Here is a 21,502-nt window from a genome sequence, read left to right as displayed (position 1 = left end):
GTCTGCGTCAAAGCCTGCGTGCGCGCATGCGAATGACAAACTGTGCACGACGGCAGCACCGGCATGCCTTCCCCGGGGTGCCGACTCAACTGGACTCCAACATGAGATTGCGTTCATTCTTTCTTCCGATTGCGGCCACGCTCGCCGGGCTGATTCCAGGCATCGCCCTCGCGACGATCGACGTGTTTCCAAAGGAAATCTCGATCGATTCGGGCACGACAAACGTGCAGATCATCAACAACGGCGATCGCCCCGAGTACGTGACCATTTCGTTGTCGCGCCTGCTCAATCCCGGCGTGCCGCTGAAAGACGAGAAACTCGAGCCGGTCGGCAACGAGGCGAAGCCGGCGCTCTATGCATTTCCATTCAAGCTGACGCTCGCGCCCGGGCAGACCAAGAACATTGCGTTGAAGCCGTTGCGGGCGGTTCAGGACGAGACGGTGTATCGGCTGGACGTCAAACCCGAGATCAAGGTGATGCCGCAGGGGCAGCAGAAGGCGACCGGGAGCATCGTCGTCAATCTGGGATTTAGTGCGCTTGTCCGGCAGATGCCGGAGAGCCGGAAAGAGGCATTGTCCGTCGCGTGCGATGCGCGTGGTGCGCGGCTCACGGCGACGGGAACCGTGCGTTATGCCGTGAAGGACGCGAAGGTGGATGGGCAGGCCGTCGAACCCTTCAATGTGTACCCGGGCGTGCCGCGGCCGCTGCAAGGGCGCGTCGTCGAAATCCCGGGGCATCCGGCGTGTCGCGGTGGGTCCGCTCCGGCGGATGCGAACGCGAGCGCAAGCGGAGCGGACCGCCTTTGACCGCGTTGACAGGCGAGGCCGGCATCGCACGTCGGCGAAGGGGGCTGATGAATCTTCTGGATCATTTGATAACCTGACGCATTCGTTTGCCTGTCGGCCCGCTGCCCGCGCCGGATCGGGCGAGACAACGCGATGCCCGGGCGGGGCGGGATCGCACAGGCAGGTGAGACCGTGAACGACATCGAAAAACTTTCGCTCCACCAGGACAGCCGCTTCTGGCAGTTGCCGCTGGTGAAATGGTGGATCCAAGGCCACGGCCGCGACGGCTATTCGTTCCGCCTGCTGCTGGTTCCGCTGGTCATCGTGTTCGTGCTCGAACTCGTCTGCGTGATGTTCGATGCGCTGTACAGCGGCATCGTCGTCAGCGCCGTCGCGACGCTGTTCCTCGGCATCGCCGGGTTCCACGGCGCGCAGCGCGAATGGCTCGTGACGTCCGCGGCCGCACGCGCACTCGTGAAGGCGCGCATGAAGAAGGCGGCCGAGCGGTTCTCGTCGCTCGGCGTGGGCGCGACGGTGCTTGCGATCTTCGTCGCCGCGACGTCGCTGTCGCTCGTGATGTCGGGCCAGCCGATGCTCGACAGCGTGTCGAAGGACGCGGTGTCGATCTTTATCGCGCTGGTGTTCCTGCCGGTGTACGTGTCCGGCGCGGTGCGCAAGCTGGCGATCGCGCGGATCGAGGAACTGGAGGCGCTGCGCAACGCGACCGTCGGCACGAAGCTGAAATTCGACCGGGCCGGCGCCGTGCGCGCGGTGGTCGTGCAGGGCGCGGCCGGGAAGGGGATGGTGTCCGTGACGGAGTACACGGTGCTCGGGTTCAGCCCACCGCTCGAACACGTCGGGTGCGAGCCGCGCGCATGACGGCGGGAAGGCGGTGCCACCGCAGGCCGGTTATTGGTCGGAACAGGCCCTAAGCCGGGAACCGCTCGCTTTCGGGCACCGGCACGAGGTTGTCGGGCCACTGCACCTCGAACCGCGTGCCGCCGGCGCCCGTCGGCACGCAGATAGCCTCGCCGTGGTGTGCATGCGCGATCGCCGCGACGACGGCGAGCCCGAGGCCGCTGCCGCCAGGCTGCGTATCGTCGACGCGCCTGAATGCCTTGAACACGTGCGGCGCGAAATCGGCCGGGATGCCGGGGCCGTCGTCCTCGACAAGCAGCCGGCACATCCCGTGTTCGGTGCGCGTCTGGACCCGGATCGCGCCGGGCACCGCATGGCGTCGCGCATTTTCCAGCAGTGCCAGCAACGCCTGGCGGATGCGGACCGGATCGCAGCACATGCGCCGCGGGTCGAGATCGAGCACCGGATGCTGGCCGGCGGCCTGCAGCGCGTGCGCGAACACGTCGACCACGGCGTGCACGTCGGCGGCGAGATCGGTGTCGCGGATCTCGATGCTCAGGTGGCCGCTATCGGCGAGGCTGACCACGCGCAGATCCTCGATCAGTCGCGTCAACCCTTCGACCTGCGCAAGCAGGCTGCGATAGAGCGCTTCGCTGGGCGTGAACACGCCCTCGGCGAGCCCTTGCAGCCGCCCGCGCAGCACGGTAACGGGCGTGCGCAGTTCGTGCGCGATCGCGGCGTTCCAGAACGTCTGCTCTTCGGTCATGCGCTGCAGCTCGCTCGCGAGCGCGTTGAAATTGTCGGCGAGCAACGCCGCTTCGTGCAGCGAGCGGTCGCCGGCGATGGCGCGCGCGCCGAGATCGCCACGCGCGACGCGGCGGATGCTGTCCGTTACCGAGTTGAGCGGCACAAGGATGCGGCGCGCGAGATGGATCGCGATGAGCACGGCGAGCGCGAGACCGACCAGCGTGGTCGACACGAGCCACACCCATTCCGGCCCGGTCGGCAGCCAATCGGACTGGTTGAAATCCGCTGGCCAATACTTGAATGCAAGGTAGTAGAACGTGTAGGCGGTCACGACGATCAGCAGCGTCACGGCAAACGCCATCGCGCCCATCGTCAGCGCGATCTGGCGGCTCAGCCCGCCGAGCTTCATTCGCCGCTCCACAGCTTGTAGCCGACGCCGCGCACGCTCACCGGCACGCCTGCGACGCCGAGATCGTCGAGCTTCTTGCGCAGCTTGCTGACGTGGCTGTCGACGGTGCGCTCCAGCGCATCGCCTTCCGGCAGGCAGGTGGCCATCAGCTCGGCGCGGCTGAACACGCGGCGCGGCGCGCGCGCGAGCTGCGCGAGCAGCTTGAATTCGGTGAGCGTCAGCGCGAGCGTGTGCCGTGTGCTGCCGACCTCGACCGTCGCTTCGTGGTGTTCGAGATCGATCTCGAACGGCGCGGCGCGCAGCACACGCTGTTCCTCGTGGCGCGAGCCGGCCATCGACCGGCGCAGCACGGCCTGCGCGCGCGCGACGACTTCGGCGGGATTGAACGGCTTGACCACGTAGTCGTCGGCGCCGATGCGCAGGCCGGTCAGCTTGTCGATGTCCTGGTCGAGTGCGGTCAGCATGATGACGGGCGTGTCGCCGCGATGGCGGATCTCGGCGAGCACCTTCCAGCCGTCGACGTGCGGCATCTGCACGTCGAGCAGCACGAGGTCGGGCTTGAGCGACAGGTGGAGTTCGAGCGCGCGGCGGCCGTCGGCGGCGTGTACGGTGCGCAGGCCGCTGCGCGCGAAATAGGCGATCAGGATCTCGGCGATCTCGGGTTCGTCCTCGGCGATGAGGACAAGCGCCTGGGCGCCCTGGCCGGCGCCGGAAGATGAAGAGGGATCGGGCAGGGCCATTCGCGTGCATCCATCGGGTGTATCCATCGAATCGCCATACTACCGCAGGGGAAACATCATCGAACGGAGGCGGGCGCCGGCGCGCGGCGTTGCCCGATGCGCGGCATGCGGGACCGCGTCACGCGATCGCCACGAACGCGATATCGTGCAGCAACCTTTCTGGAGCCTTGCGATTGTCATCGGGACAGGGGAATACCCTGTCTTTTTTTTCTGTTTCTGTTTTATGTATCATGACCTAACTTTTGCAACATGTACTAATTAAAAAGATCGACGATTCCTTATCAGAAAAAGGACGATCGGCACGGAGACAGGCAGGACTGCGAATGGCGAACGCTCCGAGCGTCGTGCGACCGATTGCACGGCCGCATGCGGGCGCGGGTGTTCGCGAACCGACTCGCGCATCGGGCTCGATGCCCGAGCCGGCGGCAGGGGAAGTTGCTTGAGGTTGTTCGGTCGTCAGATTCCGCGCGTGCGATATGCGCGTGCCGCCCAGGCGGCCGCCGCCCGCGTCATTTCAGGCTGTAACCCGGAAAGACATCATGTCCACGAAGTCATCCCCCAACGGCGCGGCCGACCTGTCGCGCAGGCAGTGGCTCAAGGCCGCGGGCGCCTCCGTCGCGATCGGCGGCCTTGCAATGAGCGCGTCGCGTGCGAGCGCCGATGCGGCGCCCGCACCGGGCGACGTGCTCGACGTCGCGATCGTCGGCGCAGGGCTGGCCGGCCTGACGGCCGCGCGCGACCTGCACTACGCGGGCTGCGAATCCTTCGTGGTGCTCGAGGCGCGCGATCGCGTCGGCGGCCGCACGCTCAACTACGACGTGGGCAGCGGCTTCGTCACCGAAGTCGGCGGCCAGTGGATCGGCCCGGGGCAGACAGCGGTCGCCGATCTCGCCCGCGAGCTGGAGGTCGGCACGTTCCCGAGCTACTACACCGGCAAGACGGTGATTCTCGGTGGCGACGGTCGCGTGGAAATCGACCTGCAGGGCACCTTTGGCACCGACGAGGCGGTCGCGGGAAAACTGAGCAAGCTGTCGCGCGACGTGTCGTCGGGCGCGCCGTGGGCATCGCCGAAGGTCGCCGAACTCGACCGGCTTTCGGTCGGCGACTGGCTCGCGCAGCAGGACATCAAGCCCGAAGACCGGATGGGCTGGAATGCATCGATCTCGCTGTCGGGCGGCACCGCGCCGGCGAAGATGGGGCTGCTGCATTTCCTGTCGATGATCAACTCCGCCGATTGCGACTACGCGCAGCTCGACTCGATCAAGCACAGCGCGCAGGAAACCCGCTTCGTCGGCGGTTCGCAGCTTCTCAGCATCCGGATGGCACAACAGCTCGGCGACAAGGTGCGGCTCACGTCGCCGGTGCGCCGGATCGTCGGCTGGGATCGCGACGTCGTCACGCTGCAGACGGACCACGGCACGGTGCGCGCGAGAAAGGTCGTGATGGCGCTGCATCCGGCGCTTTGCCACCAGGTGCAGTTCGATCCGCCGCTGCCTGACAAGCGCCATGCACTGCAACGCGCGTGGCCCGCGCATTCGCCGGCGCGCAAGACGGCGATGGTCTATCGTCGCCCGTTCTGGCGCGACAAGGGGCTGAACGGCCATATCTTCCAGACCGACGGGCCGATCTTCTGGGCCTACGACAATTCGCCGCCCGGCGGCGAGATCGGCGTGATCAACGCGTTCGTCAAGAACGCGATGCTGCCGTCGGATCCGCAGGCAGCGAAGCAGATGCTCGCCGAGCTCTATGCGCAGGCGTGGGGTGCCGACGCGCTGCAGCCGGTGTCGTTCCACGATCGCGACTGGGGGCGCGACGACCCGTGGACGATCACGTGCGTATCCGCGATTCCGCCGGGTTTCTGGAGCGCGCACGGCGAAGCGCTGCGCGCGCCGTGCGGGAACCTGATCTGGTCGGGCACCGAGACCGCGAACATCTGGGCCGGCTACATGGACGGTGCGGTCCGGTCTGGGCACCAGGGCGCGCTGCAGGCGCTCAACGCTCTGCGTCGCGCATAGGAGAGCAGGGATGAAAAAACGCAAACTGCTGCTCGGCGCAGTCGCGCTCGCCGTGGTCGCCGCCGCGCTGCTCGCCGTGTACGGCCCGGAACTGCTCGGCCTGTACCGCTTGCAGCGCCATATCGACGCGGCGGCGGAGGCCGAGCGGATCGACGGCGGCGCGTGGCCGCGCGTCACCGACACGTGCATGGGTTGTCACGGCGTGAAGGGCTCGTCGCTCCATCAGGCCTACCCGAGCCTTGCCGGGCAGCCGGCGCAGTACGTGGTCGCGCAACTCCGCGCGTTCGCGAGCGGACAGCGCGCGAATCCGACGATGGGCCCGCTCGCGATGACGATGAGCGACGCCGAGATCCGGCATCTGGCCGATTACTACGCGAAGCAGCCGGCGCTCCGCAACCGCCACTTCAAGCCGGATGCGGGCCTGCGCGCGAAAGGCGAGCAACTCGTGTCGGGCGGCGCGTGCGTCGCGTGCCACGGCGCGCGGCTCGGCGGGCAGGGTGCATTCCCGCGCCTGGCCGGGCAAGGCCGCGACTATCTGCTCGCACAGCTCGACGCGTTCGCGATCGGCGCGCGCAGCGAAGCCACCGGCACGATGCAGCGCGTTGCGCAGGCGATGACGGCGGACGACCGCGCGGCGATCGCGACCTATCTCGCGAGCGTCGACCCCGACAAGCACTGAATCATCGAACCCAATCGGCACCAGGAGCGCACATCATGGATCCTCGATCCCTAGTCCTTTGTCTTGCCTGTGCGGTGCTCGCCACCACGACGGGCATCTACGGCCTCAAGTTCGTCCGCAAGCACAATTACCTGCTCGGCATCGAGTGGTGGGTCGTCACCTTCTCGGCGACCAACGCGCTGATTTTCTTCATGACAGGCTCGCCATATTCGTATGGCATCTCGCACTTCCTCGATGCGTTCTCGCGCGGGTTCGGCATGCCGGTCGTCGCCGTCGCGGGCCTGATGGTCGTCACGCACGGCTACCGGCCGTCGGTGCGCCACGACGTGCTGCTGTTCGCGCTCGCCGTGGTCGGCACGATCGTGATGTCGATGTCCGGCCTGATGGATCGCGTGCTGCCTTACTTCTACGTCGCGATGTGGACGTTGCTGGCGATCTATCTGGGGTATTTCGTGGTGCGGCTGCTGCGCGCGGGGCAGGCGTTCCACGCGTTGGCGACGAGCGTGGCGCTGGTCTGCTCGCTGGCGATCGCAGGCATCTATGATTTCTACAAGATACCCGGCGAGGCAACCAACGTCGTGTTCAATTTCTACGTGCTCGCGTTGCTCTCCTGGTCGTACTTCACGGTCGCGATCTATTACGCGTACTGTGCGCTGGAGCGGGCGCGGGGGCCGGTCAAGTCGGCAACCGGCGTGCTGTCGTATCCGAAATGAATAGCTATCCTGATCGAATGGGCGGGTTCCGAAGCGTGCGGATTCGTGTTGCCGGTGCCAGCCGGACGCGCCGATGGAAACCAGGCGCCTGACCCGGGCGCGCAAGCAGGACCTGACGCGCGAACGCCTGCTCGACGCCGCCCGAACGATCTTCGCGGAGCAAGGCTACGCGGCCGCGAGCATCGAGGCCATCGCCGCAGCGGCCGGCCATACGCGCGGTGCGTTCTACTCGAATTTCCGCGGCAAGATCGACGTGCTGTTCGAGCTGATGCGGCGCGATCACGCCGCGGCGGCGGAGGAGTTGCGGCGGATCGTCGATGCGGACGGCACGTGCGAAGACGCGGGGCGGGCGCTGCTCGACTATTGGCGGCGGCGCGCGAGCCGGCACGCCTCGTGTCTGACGTGGGCGGAGGCGCAGCTTCAGGCCGCCCGCGATCCGGGGTTCCGCGCGCAGTTCGGTGCGTTCCTGCTCGATCGGCAGGAACAGGCGGCGGCGTGCCTGCACGCGTTCGCGCAGCGCGCGGGGGCGTCGCCGTCGTTGCCGGCGGACGTGCTGGCGCTCGGCCTGACCGCGCTGTGCGACGGGGTGCAGTCGTGCTGTGCGGCCGATCCTTGCGATGCGACCGACAGACTGGCCGACGCGGTCCTGACCGGCTTCCTGGCGCGCACGGTGTTCGATCGCGTGCGCGAATGATGTGGCGTTGAAGTCGGGGCGGAGCGTCGACGCCTGTTTGCAGGCGGACCGAAAGTCCGCTGCAATGGTCGTGAGATACCGCAGACAAAACAGGGAATACCCCGTCTGTTTCTTTATTTTATTTTTGTCATGATGACCTAACATTGTCATCATGTTCTACTGAAAAGGCCGGCAGTGAACGTTCATGCCGGCTGCCGTTTGACGAATCAGGAGATCCACGATGGACGAATCGAAGCGCAGGGCATTCTTCGAGGACGGCGCGGTCCTCATCGAAGGGCTTCTCGACGACGAACAGCTGGCGCAATGCCGCGCGGCGTTCGACTGGGGGATGGAGAACCCGGGCCCGATGGCGTCGGCGTTGCTCGACGGCACCGAGTACAAGTCGCACAACGACAACGCGAACCCGTACGCGAAGGCACGGCTGGACGAACTCGTCGGCACGCTGCCGTTCGGGCAGCTGTTCGCCGATCTGTGGGGCTCGAAGCACGTGTGGTACTTCGCCGAGGAACTGTTCATGAAGGCCGGTGGCAAGAGTGCGCGCTCGCCGTGGCACCAGGACACGTCGTACCTGCCGTGGGAAGGCATGCACTTCGGCAATGCGTGGATCAGCTTCGAGCACGTGCCGAAGCGCAACGCGCTGGAGATCGTGCGCGGCTCGCATCGCGGCGTGCGCCACGACGGCACCACATTCCAGAACGCCGAGGACCCGACCGACCCGCTGCACGGCGGCGACGTGTGGCCGCGGCTGCCGAACATCGAAGCGGAGCGTCGCGTGGCGCCCGACGCATACGACATCGTGTCGTGGGAAACGAAGCCGGGCGACGTGCTGCTGCTCCATCCGGGCGTGCTGCACGGCGGCGGCGCGGTCGATGCCGCGTTCGCCGACCGCCACACGCTCGTGCTGCGCTTCTTCGGCGACGACGCGACGTTCAGCCCGCTGCCCGACGAAAGCCGTTCGGGCTTCACGCCGGCCGGCGTGCTGTTCGTCGACGAGCTCGCCGGGCTGAAGGCCGGCGATCCGTTCCGTGCACCGTGTTTCCGTCAACTCGTCTGAGCAAGGAGTCTTCAATCATGTCAGCTACCCCGAAGCGGCAATCGATCGTTCCGCCGCCGTTCCAGCCTTGGTACGACGCGTACCACTTCTCGCCGGCCACGCGCGTCGGCGACACGATCTGGGTGTCGGGCCAGGTCGGACTCGACGCGCAGATGCAGCCGGCCGACGGCGTGGCGGCGCAGGCGCGAATCGCGTTCGAGAGCCTGAAGATGATCCTGGAAGCGGCCGGCGCGAGCCTTGCCGACGTCGTCGAACTGACGACCTTCCATACGAACCTGCAGCAGGACACGCAGGATTTCGCGGCGGTCAAGGACACGTATTTCCCGAACCGCTACCCGTCGTGGACGGCGGTCGGCGTGTCGCAACTGGCGCTGCCGGGGCTGTGCGTCGAAGTGCGTGCGGTCGCGGTGGCCGGGTCGGACAAGGACTGACACCGGCGGCAGTGCGTCATTCCCTCCAGGCTCGCATTCGAAATGAATCGCAGTCCTGATGGAATGACAAAGGCATTCGAAACGGGCGGGCGGACGGCCGTCATTACGGGCGGCCGCCATCAGGGAGCGATGCGATCGTCGGTCGTCGGTCGCGAGCGGAGTGAATGCGTAGCACCCGGGACGGGCGAGCGAACGCGCAGTGGGAAGGAGAACCATGATGAACAAGCATAGATTCTGGGCCGTGTCCGCACTCGCGGCGGCCGCATGTCTCGCGATCGGCACGGCCGTCGCGGCGGACGACCTGACGCCGGCCGGCGCCGATCGGTCGGCGAACAAGGACGGCTCGGTGCCGGCTTATGCCGGCAAGCAGTCGCCCGACGCCGGCTGGGAATGGGGCAAGGTGCGCGCCGATTTCTGGAAGCATCGCAACGAGAAACCGCTGTACTCGATCGATGCGGCGAACGTCGACAAGTATGCGGACAAGCTGTCGCCCGGACAGGTCGCGCTGATCAAGCAGAAGAAGGGCTATCGGATGGACGTCTATCCGTCCCATCGAGAATGCCAGCTGCCGGATGCGGTCGAACAGAACTCGAAGGCGAACCTGACCGCCGCGAAGCTCGGGCCGACGGGTGACACGCTCGGGTCGGCCGTGCTGCCGGGCGTGCCGTTCCCGCAGCCGAAGAGCGGTATCGAGGCGATCCTCAACTACGAAATGCGCTATCGCGGCGAAGGCGTCGACTGGGCGCAGATGGCGACGACCGTATCGCCGCGTCCGGGCAGCAGCGAATGGATCGACGCGGTGGGCCCGCAGACGTTCTACTTCCCGTCCGGCAAGCTCGGCAAGCGCTCGCTGCAGGACGTCGACCAGCTCAACGTGGCCGTGTACTTCCAGATGAACTCGCCGGCCGCGCTGGCCGGCCAGGCGTTCGTGCAGCGCCAGTACTTCGACAAGCCGTCGGAGACGTACTACTACTTCCCCGGCCAGCGCCGCGTGCGGCGCATGCCGGCCTATACGCACGACGCGCCGCTGATCGGCTTCGAGAACCAGTACCTGATCGACGAAGGGAACATGATCAACGGCTCGCTCGACCGCTTCAACTGGAAGCTGATCGGCAAGAAGGACATGATCGTCCCGTACAACGCGTTCGGCATGTACAAGTTCAAGAGCAAGCTGCACGACGTCGCGACGCCGGACGGTGTCGCGGCGGCGAGCCGGCGCTACGAGACGCACCGCATGTGGGTCGTCGAGGCGACACTGAAGCCGAGCGCACGGCACGTCGCATCGAAGAAGGTGTTCTATCTCGACGAGGACAGCTGGCTCGCGCTGGTCGGCGAGGACTACGACGCGCAGGGCAAGCTGTGGAAGGTGCGCGAAAGCTATCCGATCCCGGTGTGGGAGCTGGGCGGCACGTGCGACAACGAACCGCTCGCGCAGTACGACATGAACAACGGCCGCTACGTGCTCGATGCGACGTCGATGGGGCAGGGCAAGGACGTTCGCTGGCTCGAACAGGCCGACGATCCGCGCTTCAAGCAGGATTTCTACACGGCGGAATCGTTGCGCTCGGTCAGCGAACGCTGACCGTCATCGGCCGAAGCACAAGGGACCGGCGCGCGCAACGACCGTGCGCCGGCATCGCAAAGGGGTGGGAGACGGATCATGGAATCGGCAAGGTTGATCAGGAATACTACGGTATCGGTCGTGCTCGCGGGTGCCGCGGCGTCGAACGCATACGCTTACGACTTCACGACGGGCATCAACGACCTGCAGGGTTCGTGGGTGACCAACCTGACGGCCGGCGCCGGCATCCGGACCAAGAACCCGAGCTGCTCGCTCACCGGCGATCCGAACGCATACGGCTGCGGCGCGGCCGCGAACACCAACCAATGGGGCTTCGCGGACAACGGCGACCTGAACTACCGCAAGGGTCAGCCGTTCAGCACCTACATCAGCGCGACCAGCGAGCTGCTGCTGAAGATGCCGAGCGAGGGGCTGAAGTTCATGGTGCGCGGCACCGGCATGTACGACTTCCTCGCCGGGAATACGGCGAGAACGCCGCTGTCGAGCACCGCTTCCGCGCAGGTGGTCTACAACGCACAACTGCTCGATCTGTGGGCGCAAAAGGATTTCACGATCGGCGGGCGCAACGCGCACGTGCGGCTCGGCAACCAGGTGATCAACTGGGGCGAGAGCATGTTCGCGCAGAGCGGCATCAACGCGACCAACTCGATCGACGTGCAGAAGCTGCTGATTCCCGGCTCGCAGCTCAAGCAGGCGCTGCTGCCGGCGCCGATGGTGAGCTTTGCTGCAGACCTGTCGCACGGATTCAGCACCGAGGCCTACTATCAGTTCCAGTGGAACGGCAACCGTTATCCGCCGGTCGGCTCGTACTGGTCGGTGACGAATGGTTTCGGCCGCGGCGCGGAGCCGTTCACGATCAACACGAGCAACCTGAACGTGACCGGGCCGAGCGCCGGCTCGATCGCGAATGCGATCGGCGGCGGGGCCGCTGCGGGTAACCAGGGCACGTTGAACGCGATCAAGAACGGCCTCGTGAACGGCGACTATGCGGGGCCGCCGTTCAACGACATCGGGCTGCCGTCCGTCACGAACCTGCCGGCGAAGTACCGGCCGCAGTTCGGCGTGAAATTCAACTACTCGCCGCGCTCGTTCGATGCGAACTTCGCGTTCTACTACCTGAACTACACGGACAAGTCGCCGGTGCTGGCGTCGCTCGCGAACGGCACCGAGCAGTGGTCGTATCTCGGCCGCCGCCAGTTGTTCGGCGTCAGCGCGAACTTCGGGCTCGGGCCCTGGGCGATCGGCACCGAGCTTTCGTACCGGCCGCGCGATGCGGTCGCGCTGTCGGCCTGCTATGGCGCGGGCGGCCCGCTCGACCTGAACACGAACGGCGTCGCCGGCATCGACTGCCCGCAATGGGTCGACAAGAAGAAGTTCCAGTACGACATCAACGGGCTGCTGGCGCTCACGCGCAGCGAGTATCCGTTCCTCAAATGGCTCGGCGCCGATTCGGCCGCGCTCACGTGGGAGCTCACGTGGATCTACTACCCGGGGCTGAGTCCGAGCGGCGTCATGCGCACGATCAACGGGCAGACCGTCACGCAGGCGCCGCAGACCGGCTACCTGCCGTGGCTGAACAACGGCTCGGCGCTCGGCTACCCGATCGGGATGGGGCAGGGCACCGCGAGCTCGGTCGGCGCGACGATCGACTTCAACTGGACCTATGACGGCACGCTGATCCCGGGCTGGCAGGTCACGCCGGGCGTGACGTTCTCGGATGGGCTCTACGGCTACACGCCGACCTTCACCGCGAACTACATGCAGGGCGCGAAGTCGGTGAACGTCTACGTGCTGTTCAACCAGAACCCGCCGAACTGGCAGGCCGGCATCAATTTCACCGCGTTCTTCGGCGGGCACAACACGGTCGGCCAGCCGTACGCAGACCGCAATTTCGTCGGGCTGTTCGTCACTCGCAATTTCTGACGGTGACGTGCTTACGGGCGGCGCGCGCCGTGCGCCGCCGCCAATCATGAAGGGGTCATGTCGTGCTCAATCGTCTGGTCAGACGCCTCGAAAGGCTCTTCTTCGGTCATCGCGCGATCGTGCTCGCGACGATCGCACTGTTTACCGTCGTGATGGCCGTGTTCGCCGTGCAGCTGCGCATGGATGCGGGCTTCGAAAAGCAGATGCCGATCGGGCACGAGTACATCCGCACGTTCCAGCAGTATCGGAACGACCTGCTCGGCGCGAACCGGGTCACGGTGGTCGTGCATGCGAAGCACGGGTCGATCTGGTCGAAGGAAGGGCTGACACGGCTGTACGACGTCACGCAGGCCGTCACGTATCTACCGAACGTCGACCGCATCGGCGTGCGCTCGCTGTGGACGCCGAACGCGTTCGTCAACGAAGTGACCGACGAAGGCTTTCGCGCGGAGCCGATCATTCCCGGCACCATCACGCCCGACCAGCTGACGCCGGACGTCGTGGCCCGCGTACGCCGCGCGACGACGCTCGGCGGCTACGTCGGCACGCTCGTGTCGCACGGCGAGGACAGCGCGATGATCACGGCCGAGCTGAACGAGCGCGATAGCGCCGGCAAGGTGCTCGACTACGTCGCGTTCAATCACCTTCTCGAAGAAAAGATTCGCAAGCCGTTCGAGGATGCCGGTTACGAGATCCAGATCATCGGCTTCGCGAAGCAGATCGGCGATATCGCCGACGGCGCGACGGCCGTGCTCGGTTTCTGCGCGGTCGCGCTGCTGCTGACCGCGCTGGCGGTGTACTGGTACTGCCATTCGGTGCGCTTCACGGTGCTGCTGATCGCGTGTTCGCTGACGTCGCTCGTGTGGCAGTTCGGCACGCTGAAACTGCTCGGCTTCGGCCTCGATCCGCTTGCGGTGCTGGTGCCGTTCCTCGTGTTCGCGATCGGCGTGTCGCACGGCGTGCAGCAAGTGAACTTCATCGTCCGGGAGATCGCGCACGGGCAGAGCTCGTTCGATGCGGCGCGCCACAGCTTCAGCGGCTTGCTGATCCCGGGCGTGCTCGCGCTGATCACCGCGTTCGTGTCGTTCATCACGCTGCTGCTGATCCCGATCCCGATGGTGCGCGAGCTCGCGATCACCGCGTCGCTCGGTGTCGCATACAAGATCGTCACGAACCTGATCCTGCTGCCGGTGGCGGCTTCCTGCTTCAACTTCACGAAAACCTACGCGGATAACTCGCTGAAACGTGCGCAGCAGCGTGCGAAGCCGCTGCGCGTGCTCGCAAGGGTGGCCGAGCCGAAGTACGCGAGCATCGCCGTCGCGCTGACGGTGGCGATCTTCGCGCTCGCCGCGTGGCAAAGCCGCGACCGCGTGATCGGCACGCTGCAGCCAGGCGCGCCGGAGTTGCGGGCCGATGCACGCTTCAACCGCGACGCAACGTCGATCGCCGGCAACTACGACATGGGCCTCGACTGGCTGACGGTCGCGATCGAATCGACCGGCAAGGCGTGCGACAACCCGGCGGTCGGCCTGTACGAGGACGACTTCTCGGCCGCGATGCGCACCGAGCCGGGTGTCGTGTCGGTGCAGTCGTACCCGGCGATGCTGCGCACCTATAACCAGGGCTACAACGAGGACTACCCGAAGATGAACGTCGTGCCGATCGATGCGGAGAACTACGGCGCGGTGTCGGTCGACGTGTCGCGCGTGAAGGGTTTCATGAGCCGCGATTGCGGGATGACGGCCGTGCACCTGTTCCTGACCGACCACAAGGCGACCACGATCAACCGGATCCTCGACGACGTGAAGCAGTATCGCGCGGCGCATTCATTCCCGGGCATCACGGTCCGGCTCGCGGCCGGCAACGCGGGCGTGCTGGCCGCGACGAACGACGAAGTCGCGAAGAGCGAGCTGCCGATGATGCTCTACGTGTACGCGGCGATCCTGATCCTCGTGTTTCTCGCGTACCGCGACTGGCGCGCGATGCTCGCGTGCTGCGTGCCGCTGTCGGTCGCGACGTTCATCGGCTACTGGTTCATGAAGGAGCTGCAGATCGGGCTGACCGTCGCAACGTTGCCGGTCATGGTGCTGGCCGTCGGGATCGGCGTCGACTACGCGTTCTACATCTACAACCGGCTGCAGGTGCATCTCGCGAGCGGACAGGACATCGTGAAGGCCGTGCAGCACGCGATGCTCGAAGTGGGCGTCGCGACGATCTTCACCGCGATCACGCTCGCGATCGGCGTCGCGACGTGGAGCTTCTCCGCGCTCAAGTTCCAGGCCGACATGGGCAAGCTGCTCGCGTTCATGTTCGTCGTGAACCTCGTGATGGCGATGACCGCGTTGCCCGCACTCGCATCGCTGCTCGAACGCTGGTTCCCGCGTCGCAAGCCCGCGCGCGCACCGGGCCTGTTCAGCCACTGACGCTCAGGAACATCCTGACGGGGATTCAGCCATGTTCAAGACCCTCGCTGCCTGCGCCGCACTTTGCATCGCGGCGGTTGCCTTCCCGCGATTTCATGAATCGGCCGCGGGCCGGCCCGCGCCGGCTCATGCGCTCGCGACCGATGCCGGACGCGTCGGTGTGCGTCACGCCGCGGTCGCCGGACCGGCCGCCGAACCGGGAGTCGCTCCGTCGTCGAACGACGGCAACGCCGGGCTGCAGGCAGCGGCCGCGCAGGGTGCCGACAAGCCACCCGTCGTTGCACTCGGCGTAGCGAATGCAGGCTGGTCGGATCTGTTCAACCACTGACACCCGCGCACACCACGACAGAGACTCACCATGATCAAGACGCTCATTGCCTGTACCGCGCTCTGTGCCGCCACGGCGGCCTTCGCGCAACCTCAGGACGGCACGGTCGCGGCCTGGGCCGCAAAGCCCGCCCATCCATGGGCCGCACCGGCGCACATGATGCTCACCGACGCGACGCGCGCCGGTTCGCGGATCGTCGCGGTCGGCGAACACGGCATCGTGCTGCTGTTCGACGACGACGGCAACACGTGGCGGCAGGCGCGGCGCGTGCCGGTGTCGGCGACGCTGTCGGCCGTGTCGTTTGCCGATGCGAAGCACGGCTGGGCCGTCGGCCAGTGGGGCGCGATTCTCGCGACCGACGACGGCGGCGACACGTGGGTCACGCAACGGCTCGATACGTCGGTCGACCAGCCGCTGTTCTCCGTGCTGTTCACGAGCGCGCGGGACGGCATTGCCGTCGGACTGTGGTCGCTGATGCTGCAGACCCATGACGGCGGCCGCACATGGACGCGCACGACGCTGCCGAAGCCGCCCGGCGCCGGCAAGGCCGACCGCAACCTGTATCACGTGTTCGCCGATGCCGCGCATGCGCTCTACATCGTGTCGGAGCAGGGGATGGTGCTCAAGTCGACCGATGCCGGCGCGAACTGGTCCTATCTGCCGACCGGCGGCAAGGGCACGTTGTGGTCGGGTGTCGCGATGCCCGACGGCCGGCTCGTGGTCGGCGGGTTGCTCGGCAGCCTGTTCGAGAGCCGCGACGGCGGCGCGACGTGGGCCGCATTGAACACGGGCACGCGCAGCTCGATCACCGATCTCGTCGCGACCGGCGGCGGCCTGGTCGGCGTCGGGCTCGACGGGCTGACCCTCGCGCAGCGCGTTGCCGGCGGCCCGATCGACGTCGCGCAGCGCGCGGATCGCGCGACGCTCACCGCCGCGCTGATCGACGCGCGCGGCAAGCCGATCCTGTTTTCGCAAGACGGCGTGCTGGCCGGGCGATGAAATGAATCTGCCAATGGAAGAGCAACGAAGGATGGAGCGTTAGACATGAATCGCAACCACAGGCCGGATCCGCGGGCCAGGCGCCGGATACTGCGCGTCGCGGCGGCAGGCGCCGCATCGCTCGCGGCCGGAGAGATCTCGTTCGCGGAAAGTGCGACACCTGCCGCAACCGCGAGCGGCGTGCTCGACGTCGTGATCGTCGGCGCGGGGCTCGCGGGGCTCACCGCCGCGCGCGACCTGAAGCGCGCCGGATGCGACGCGTTCGTCGTCGTCGAAGCGCGCGACCGCGTCGGCGGGCGCACCTACAACCACGATCTCGGGCACGGCGTCGTCTCCGAAGCCGGCGGCCAGTGGATCGGGCCCGGCCAGACGGCGATCGCCGATCTCGCGCGCGAACTCGGCGTCGACACGTTTCCGACGTTCTACGAAGGCAAGACGGTGGTGCTCGCCGGCGACACGCGTGTCGCGCAGGATTTCCACGGCGGCTCGGGCGGCGACGACGCGATCGGCGCGAAGCTCGGCGCGCTCGCGCGCGGCGTGCCGTCACGCGAACCGTGGACGGCGCAGCACGCGGCCGAACTCGACAAGCTGACCTACGGCGACTGGCTGCTGCGGCAGGGCGTGACCTACGAAGACGGCTACTTCCTCGGCCTCGCGGCGAAGCTGTCGCTCGGCGGCGCGCCCGCGCAGCTCGGGCTGCTGCACTACCTGTCGATCATCAACAGCGCGGAGTGCGACTACGCGAAGCTCGAATCGATCAAGGGCGGCGCGCAGGAAACGCGTTTCGTCGGCGGCTCGCAGGTGTTGAGCGTCAGGATGGCGAACGAACTCGGCGCGAAGGTGCAACTGTCCTGCCCGGTGCGCAGGATCTCGGGCTGGGATCGCGACGTCGTCGACGTGCAGACCGATCGCGGCGTGATCCGCGCGCGGCGCGTGATCGTCGCGCTGAATCCAGCGCTGTGCAACCAGATCGCGTTCGATCCGCCGCTGCCGGACGGCCGCGCGCAGTTGCACCGGAATTGGCCGGCGAACGCGCCGATGCGCAAGACGGTGCACGTCTACGACAAGCCGTTCTGGCGTGGCGACGGCTATAACGGGCAGATCTTCGAAGTCGGCGGCCCGGTCTTCATGGCGTACGACAACTCGCCGCCGGACGCCTCGGTCGGCGTGCTGGCCGCGTTCGTCGCGCCCGGCGCGCTGCCGGCGGAGCCGAGGGCGGCCGAGCGCGCGCTGTCGGGCGTCTATGCACGCGCGTTCGGCAACCGTGCGCTGCATCCGGCGCAGTTTCACGACTACGACTGGGGCCGCGTCGATCCGTGGACGCTGCAGTGCATTCATCCGCTGCCGCCGGGCTTCTGGACGAAGTGGGGCAAGTTCCTGCGCCCGGAGGTCGGCCGGCTGATCTGGTCGGGCACCGAGACGGCGGACTTGTGGGCCGGCGCGATGGACGGCGCGGTGCGCTCCGGGCACCGCGCGGCGCTGCAGGCACTCGGCAAGCTGGCCGGCCGCGGCAAGGAGGCGTGAATGAAACGAGCCTGGATGATCGGCACCGCGCTCGTGATCGCAGGCGTCGCGACGGCCGGCACGCTGTACGGTCCCGACCTGGTCGACGGCATGCGTTACGAGAAGGCGATGGCCGCGATCGGCGGCGCGGACAAGGCGAACGGCGGCGCGTGGCCGCAGCCGCAGGAGACCTGCGCGTTCTGCCACGGCACGCACGGGCAGTCGCGCAACGCGTGGTATCCGTCGCTGTCGGGACAGCCTGCGGGCTATATCGCTGCGCAGTTGCGCGCGTTCGCGAGCGACACGCGCCGCAATGCGTACATGGGGCCGCTTGCGCGCGAGCTCGACGACGCGAAGATCGACGCGCTGGCGACCTATTTCGCGCGGCAGGCGCCCGAGCGCAACGAGGCGGTACCGGCCGACGAGGTGCTCGCGCAGCGCGGGATGGCGCTGGTCGCCGCACGAAGCTGCCAGGCGTGCCACGGCGCGGCATTGACGGGCAAGGATCACATGCCGCGCCTCGCGGGACAGGGGCAGCGCTACCTGGAGACGCAGCTGACGGCATTCCGCTCGGGGCAGCGCCGCGATCCGACCGGCGCGATGAACGGCGTGGCCGCGACGCTGTCCGGCGACGACACGCGGGCCATTGCACACTACCTGGCCGGCCTGTCGCCGGACGGCGCGGGTGGTGCGGGTAGTACTGCCCGATGATGCGGACGGTGCGTCGGGGTCGGGAATACCCTGCCTTTTTCCTTGCCGTTTACTTTGTCATAGTGACCTAAGATTGGTAGTGTGTTCTACAAATTAGTACTCGAATGTGAAGCGGCAGTAGCGGCCGTCCGGCCGAACCGGTTTTCAACAACTCACGTTTCAGGAGACAACCATGGCTAAGCACCCCGTCGTCGTTTATGGCGCAAGCGGTTACACCGGCATGTTGATCATGGACTGGCTGATCGACCAGAACATCCCGTTCACCGCGGTCGCGCGCAACGCGGGCCGCGCGAAGGAAATGATGGCGCAGCGCGTCGTGCGCCTCGAATCGGCGGAATACGAAATCATCGAGGCGGAGCACAACGTCGATGCGCTCGTGAAGGCGTTTCGCGGTGCGAAGGTGGTCTGCAATACCGTCGGGCCGTTCTCCAGCTTCGGGCTGATCGGCGTCGAGGCCGCGCTGAAGGCCGGCTGCCACCATCTCGATACGACCGGCGAGCAGTCGTATATCCGTGACGTGCGCGAGCAATTCGGCGAGCAGTACCGGCAGGCCGGCCTGCTGGTGTCGTCGTCGAACGCGTACATGTACACGTTTGCCGAGATCGCCGCCGAGCTCGCGCTCGAAACGCCGGGCATCGATGCGCTGGAGACCGCCACGCTGACGCGCGGCCCGCGCAACGCGGCCGGCGTGAGCATCGGTTCGACCGCGACGATCTTCGACGGCGTGCGCCACGAGTCCTGTTACCTGTGGGAGAAGAAGCTCGTCCCGCATACGGCCGACGCGTCGTTCACCGTCGCGACACCCGAGTTCATGCAGCCGGTGTTCTGCCTGCCGTGGGGCGGCACGTCGCTGCCCGTCTACTTCGAGCGCGATCCGCGCGTGCGCAGCTGCATCTCGTGCGTGGGCTTCTACGACAACAACGTGATGAAGCTGGTGCACCAGTTCGGGCAGAAGTGGGAAGCCGAATACAAGCACCTGCCGCGCGAGCATCAGGACGCGGTGCTGAAGCAGGTCGTCGATTCGACCACGCCGGCGATGCCGCCGCGCGAACGCACGACGATCCAGCGCAGCGTCGACTTCGCGATCGGCCGCGGCCAGCTCGCGTCGGTGCGCGCGACGGTGCACGGCATCACGCCGTACATCTCGACGGGCGCGATTCATACCGCCGGCGTGCTCAAGCTGCTCGACGGCGACGTGGCCCGTACGGGCTTCGCATCGGGCTCGAAGGCGTTCGGCCATCGCTACCTGCTCGGCTTCCTCGAACAGCGCGGGCTCGCGCGTGCGACCGTCACGCAACTGTGACGGCCGCCGCGTTGCCGATACAGACCCAACGGAACATGTGAAATGGCCATTATCGATTTCTACGACCGCGGGTGGCGCATCAATCCCGGCGGTATTGCCTATATCCAGGACGAACGCAGCTACACGTTCCAGGAAATCGGCGAGCTGTCGTGCCGCATCGCCAACGGGTTGATCGCCGCCGGCTTCGCGAAGGAAGCGAAGGCGGCGGTGTGGGCGGACAACGACGTGACCGGCTGGAGCTGCGCGCTCGGCATGTGGCGTGCGGGGCTCGCGTATATCCCGGTCAACGGCCGCAACGCGCCGGCCGAGAACCAGTACGTGCTCGACGCGTTCGACTGCGAGGTGCTGTTCTTCCACCACGCGTTCGCGGATGCGATCGACGCACTGCGGCCGAGCCTGCCGAAGGTGCGGCTGTGGGTATGCATCGATGCCGACCTGCCGTGGGCACCGTCGCTGGCGACGTGGAGCGCCGGCCAGCCGGCGACGATGCCGGCCGTCGACTACGCGATGGACGACGTCGTCACGCTGTCGTCCACCGGCGGCACGACCGGCCTGCCGAAGGGCGTGATGAACACGCACCGCTCGTTCCAGACGTATTTCGCGAACTTCATGATCGCGATGTCTTACGGCGCCGGGCGGCCGGTGAACCTCGCCGCGGCACCGATGACGCACACCGCCGGCATGATGTCGCTGCCGTGCACCGCGCGCGGCGGCACGGTGGTCGTCCTGCCGAAGCCCGATCCCGCGCTGCTGCTCGGCGCGATCGTCAAGCACAGCGTGACCGAGTTCTTCCTGCCGCCGACCGTGATCTACCGGCTCCTCGACATCCCCGGCATCGAGAAGGTCGACTTCTCGTCGCTGCGCTACTTCCTGTACGGCGCCGCGCCGATGTCGGTCGAGAAGCTCAAGCGCGCGATCGACGTATTCGGCCCGGTGATGACGGGCGGCTACGGTCAGACCGAAGCGCCCGCGTCGATCTCGTACCTGACGCCGGCCGAGCACTTTGTCGACGGCCGGCTCGCATCGGACGAGCGGCTGGCGTCGGTCGGGCGCCCGAATCCGCTGGTGCGCGTCGAGATCGTCGACGATCGCGGCGACGTGCTGAAGCAGGGCGAGACCGGCGAGATCTGCGTGCGCGGCGATCTCGTGATGAAGGGGTATTACAACGCGCCGGACAAGACGGCCGAGACGATCGTCGACGGCTGGCTGCACACCGGCGACATCGGTCATCTCGATACGGAAGGCTATCTGCACATCACCGACCGCAAGAAGGACATGATCATCAGCGGCGGCTTCAACGTCTATCCGAGCGAGGTCGAGCAGGTGATCTGGGCGCACCCGGCGGTGCGGGACTGCGCGGTGATCGGCGTGCCCGACGACAAGTGGGGCGAGGCCGTGAAGGCCGTCGTCGAACTCAATGCCGGCCAGAACGTGGGCGCGGACGAGCTCGTCGCGCTGTGCAAGGAGAGGCTCGGCTCGGTGAAGGCGCCGAAGAGCGTGGACTTCGTCGCCGCGCTGCCGCGCAGCACGGCCGGCAAGGTGTTGAAGAAGGACCTGCGCGAACAGTACTGGCAGGGCCGGCAACGCAGGATATGAACCTGCTTC

19 protein-coding genes are annotated in these 21,502 nt (G+C 66.9%); 17 read left to right on the top strand and 2 right to left on the bottom strand.

The window, feature by feature from the left end; genetic code table 11:
* The first annotated feature begins 77 nt into the window (after positions 1-77).
* Both AC3WLY_RS03150 and AC3WLY_RS03145 read left to right on the top strand, forming a co-directional pair.
* Entirely contained in the window at positions 78-806 is a 729-nt protein-coding gene (locus tag AC3WLY_RS03150) for a hypothetical protein (RefSeq protein WP_492310262.1), read from the top strand.
* Positions 807-977: 171 nt separating this feature from the next.
* Positions 978-1,664, top strand: a complete 687-nt coding sequence (locus AC3WLY_RS03145) for a hypothetical protein (RefSeq protein WP_492310263.1) — start codon at positions 978-980, stop codon at positions 1,662-1,664.
* A 49-nt stretch (positions 1,665-1,713) separates the two neighbouring features.
* On the opposite strand, the gene AC3WLY_RS03140 is transcribed toward AC3WLY_RS03145, so the two are convergent.
* A complete protein-coding gene (locus tag AC3WLY_RS03140; protein WP_492310264.1) occupies positions 1,714-2,799 on the bottom strand; it encodes an ATP-binding protein in 1,086 nt (361 codons plus the stop codon).
* Positions 2,796-3,533, bottom strand: coding sequence for a response regulator (locus tag AC3WLY_RS03135; protein WP_492310287.1), 738 nt, complete (start codon positions 3,531-3,533; stop codon positions 2,796-2,798). Before AC3WLY_RS03135 ends, AC3WLY_RS03140 begins: the two co-directional genes overlap by 4 nt.
* 545 nt (positions 3,534-4,078) lie before the next feature.
* On the opposite strand from AC3WLY_RS03135, the gene AC3WLY_RS03130 reads away from it, so the two are divergent.
* The 15 genes from AC3WLY_RS03130 (at position 4,079) to AC3WLY_RS03060 (ending at position 21,493) form a co-directional block, all read left to right on the top strand.
* A complete protein-coding gene (locus AC3WLY_RS03130) occupies positions 4,079-5,554 on the top strand; it encodes a flavin monoamine oxidase family protein (RefSeq protein ID WP_492310265.1) in 1,476 nt (491 codons plus the stop codon).
* A 10-nt stretch (positions 5,555-5,564) separates the two neighbouring features.
* On the top strand, positions 5,565-6,233 hold the full coding sequence (locus tag AC3WLY_RS03125) for a c-type cytochrome (RefSeq protein WP_492310266.1): 669 nt from the start codon (positions 5,565-5,567) through the stop codon (positions 6,231-6,233).
* 35 nt (positions 6,234-6,268) lie between these two features.
* A complete protein-coding gene (locus AC3WLY_RS03120; protein WP_492310267.1) occupies positions 6,269-6,946 on the top strand; it encodes a hypothetical protein in 678 nt (225 codons plus the stop codon).
* Between the two features lie 73 nt (positions 6,947-7,019).
* Complete coding sequence (locus AC3WLY_RS03115) at positions 7,020-7,640, top strand: TetR/AcrR family transcriptional regulator (protein ID WP_492310268.1); 621 nt, start codon at positions 7,020-7,022, stop codon at positions 7,638-7,640.
* 220 nt (positions 7,641-7,860) lie between these two features.
* Positions 7,861-8,694, top strand: a complete 834-nt coding sequence (locus tag AC3WLY_RS03110) for a phytanoyl-CoA dioxygenase family protein (RefSeq protein ID WP_492310269.1) — start codon at positions 7,861-7,863, stop codon at positions 8,692-8,694.
* Positions 8,695-8,711: 17 nt separating this feature from the next.
* Positions 8,712-9,125, top strand: coding sequence for a RidA family protein (locus tag AC3WLY_RS03105; RefSeq protein ID WP_492310270.1), 414 nt, complete (start codon positions 8,712-8,714; stop codon positions 9,123-9,125).
* Between the two features lie 214 nt (positions 9,126-9,339).
* Positions 9,340-10,707 carry a DUF1329 domain-containing protein gene (locus tag AC3WLY_RS03100; RefSeq protein ID WP_175964077.1) on the top strand — a complete coding sequence of 456 codons (1,368 nt, stop codon included), beginning with the start codon at positions 9,340-9,342 and terminating at the stop codon, positions 10,705-10,707.
* Positions 10,708-10,785: 78 nt separating this feature from the next.
* A complete protein-coding gene (locus AC3WLY_RS03095) occupies positions 10,786-12,630 on the top strand; it encodes a DUF1302 domain-containing protein (protein WP_492310271.1) in 1,845 nt (614 codons plus the stop codon).
* A gap of 62 nt (positions 12,631-12,692) precedes the next feature.
* Complete coding sequence (locus AC3WLY_RS03090; protein WP_492310272.1) at positions 12,693-15,053, top strand: efflux RND transporter permease subunit; 2,361 nt, start codon at positions 12,693-12,695, stop codon at positions 15,051-15,053.
* 31 nt (positions 15,054-15,084) lie between these two features.
* Positions 15,085-15,381, top strand: a complete 297-nt coding sequence (locus AC3WLY_RS03085) for a hypothetical protein (RefSeq protein WP_175964080.1) — start codon at positions 15,085-15,087, stop codon at positions 15,379-15,381.
* A 30-nt stretch (positions 15,382-15,411) separates the two neighbouring features.
* The gene (locus AC3WLY_RS03080) at positions 15,412-16,380 is read left to right on the top strand and encodes a WD40/YVTN/BNR-like repeat-containing protein (protein ID WP_175964081.1); all 969 of its coding nucleotides are present in this window, start codon (positions 15,412-15,414) and stop codon (positions 16,378-16,380) included.
* A 45-nt stretch (positions 16,381-16,425) separates the two neighbouring features.
* A complete protein-coding gene (locus AC3WLY_RS03075) occupies positions 16,426-17,904 on the top strand; it encodes a flavin monoamine oxidase family protein (protein ID WP_492310273.1) in 1,479 nt (492 codons plus the stop codon).
* Positions 17,905-18,594, top strand: coding sequence for a c-type cytochrome (locus AC3WLY_RS03070; protein WP_492310274.1), 690 nt, complete (start codon positions 17,905-17,907; stop codon positions 18,592-18,594). It abuts the gene before it with no gap.
* A gap of 172 nt (positions 18,595-18,766) precedes the next feature.
* Positions 18,767-19,897, top strand: coding sequence for a saccharopine dehydrogenase family protein (locus tag AC3WLY_RS03065; RefSeq protein ID WP_175964084.1), 1,131 nt, complete (start codon positions 18,767-18,769; stop codon positions 19,895-19,897).
* Between the two features lie 42 nt (positions 19,898-19,939).
* Positions 19,940-21,493, top strand: a complete 1,554-nt coding sequence (locus tag AC3WLY_RS03060; protein WP_492310275.1) for an AMP-binding protein — start codon at positions 19,940-19,942, stop codon at positions 21,491-21,493.
* Positions 21,494-21,502: the final 9 nt, after the last annotated feature.

The sequence above is a fragment of the Burkholderia sp. FW306-1C-G01B genome (assembly GCF_058781685.1).
This window is presented reverse-complemented; position numbering and strand designations above follow the sequence as displayed.

Bases quoted from the DNA above. Each gene is read 5' to 3' on its own strand.
- AC3WLY_RS03140 (WP_492310264.1), bottom strand. From the start codon at position 2,799: ATGAAGCTCGGCGGGCTGAGCCGCCAGATCGCGCTGACGATGGGCGCG.
- AC3WLY_RS03130 (WP_492310265.1), top strand. From the start codon at position 4,079: ATGTCCACGAAGTCATCCCCCAACGGCGCGGCCGACCTGTCGCGCAGG.
- AC3WLY_RS03125 (WP_492310266.1), top strand. From the start codon at position 5,565: ATGAAAAAACGCAAACTGCTGCTCGGCGCAGTCGCGCTCGCCGTGGTC.
- AC3WLY_RS03120 (WP_492310267.1), top strand. From the start codon at position 6,269: ATGGATCCTCGATCCCTAGTCCTTTGTCTTGCCTGTGCGGTGCTCGCC.
- AC3WLY_RS03115 (WP_492310268.1), top strand. From the start codon at position 7,020: ATGGAAACCAGGCGCCTGACCCGGGCGCGCAAGCAGGACCTGACGCGC.
- AC3WLY_RS03110 (WP_492310269.1), top strand. From the start codon at position 7,861: ATGGACGAATCGAAGCGCAGGGCATTCTTCGAGGACGGCGCGGTCCTC.
- AC3WLY_RS03105 (WP_492310270.1), top strand. From the start codon at position 8,712: ATGTCAGCTACCCCGAAGCGGCAATCGATCGTTCCGCCGCCGTTCCAG.
- AC3WLY_RS03100 (WP_175964077.1), top strand. From the start codon at position 9,340: ATGATGAACAAGCATAGATTCTGGGCCGTGTCCGCACTCGCGGCGGCC.
- AC3WLY_RS03095 (WP_492310271.1), top strand. From the start codon at position 10,786: ATGGAATCGGCAAGGTTGATCAGGAATACTACGGTATCGGTCGTGCTC.
- AC3WLY_RS03085 (WP_175964080.1), top strand. From the start codon at position 15,085: ATGTTCAAGACCCTCGCTGCCTGCGCCGCACTTTGCATCGCGGCGGTT.
- AC3WLY_RS03080 (WP_175964081.1), top strand. From the start codon at position 15,412: ATGATCAAGACGCTCATTGCCTGTACCGCGCTCTGTGCCGCCACGGCG.
- AC3WLY_RS03075 (WP_492310273.1), top strand. From the start codon at position 16,426: ATGAATCGCAACCACAGGCCGGATCCGCGGGCCAGGCGCCGGATACTG.
- AC3WLY_RS03070 (WP_492310274.1), top strand. From the start codon at position 17,905: ATGAAACGAGCCTGGATGATCGGCACCGCGCTCGTGATCGCAGGCGTC.
- AC3WLY_RS03065 (WP_175964084.1), top strand. From the start codon at position 18,767: ATGGCTAAGCACCCCGTCGTCGTTTATGGCGCAAGCGGTTACACCGGC.
- AC3WLY_RS03060 (WP_492310275.1), top strand. From the start codon at position 19,940: ATGGCCATTATCGATTTCTACGACCGCGGGTGGCGCATCAATCCCGGC.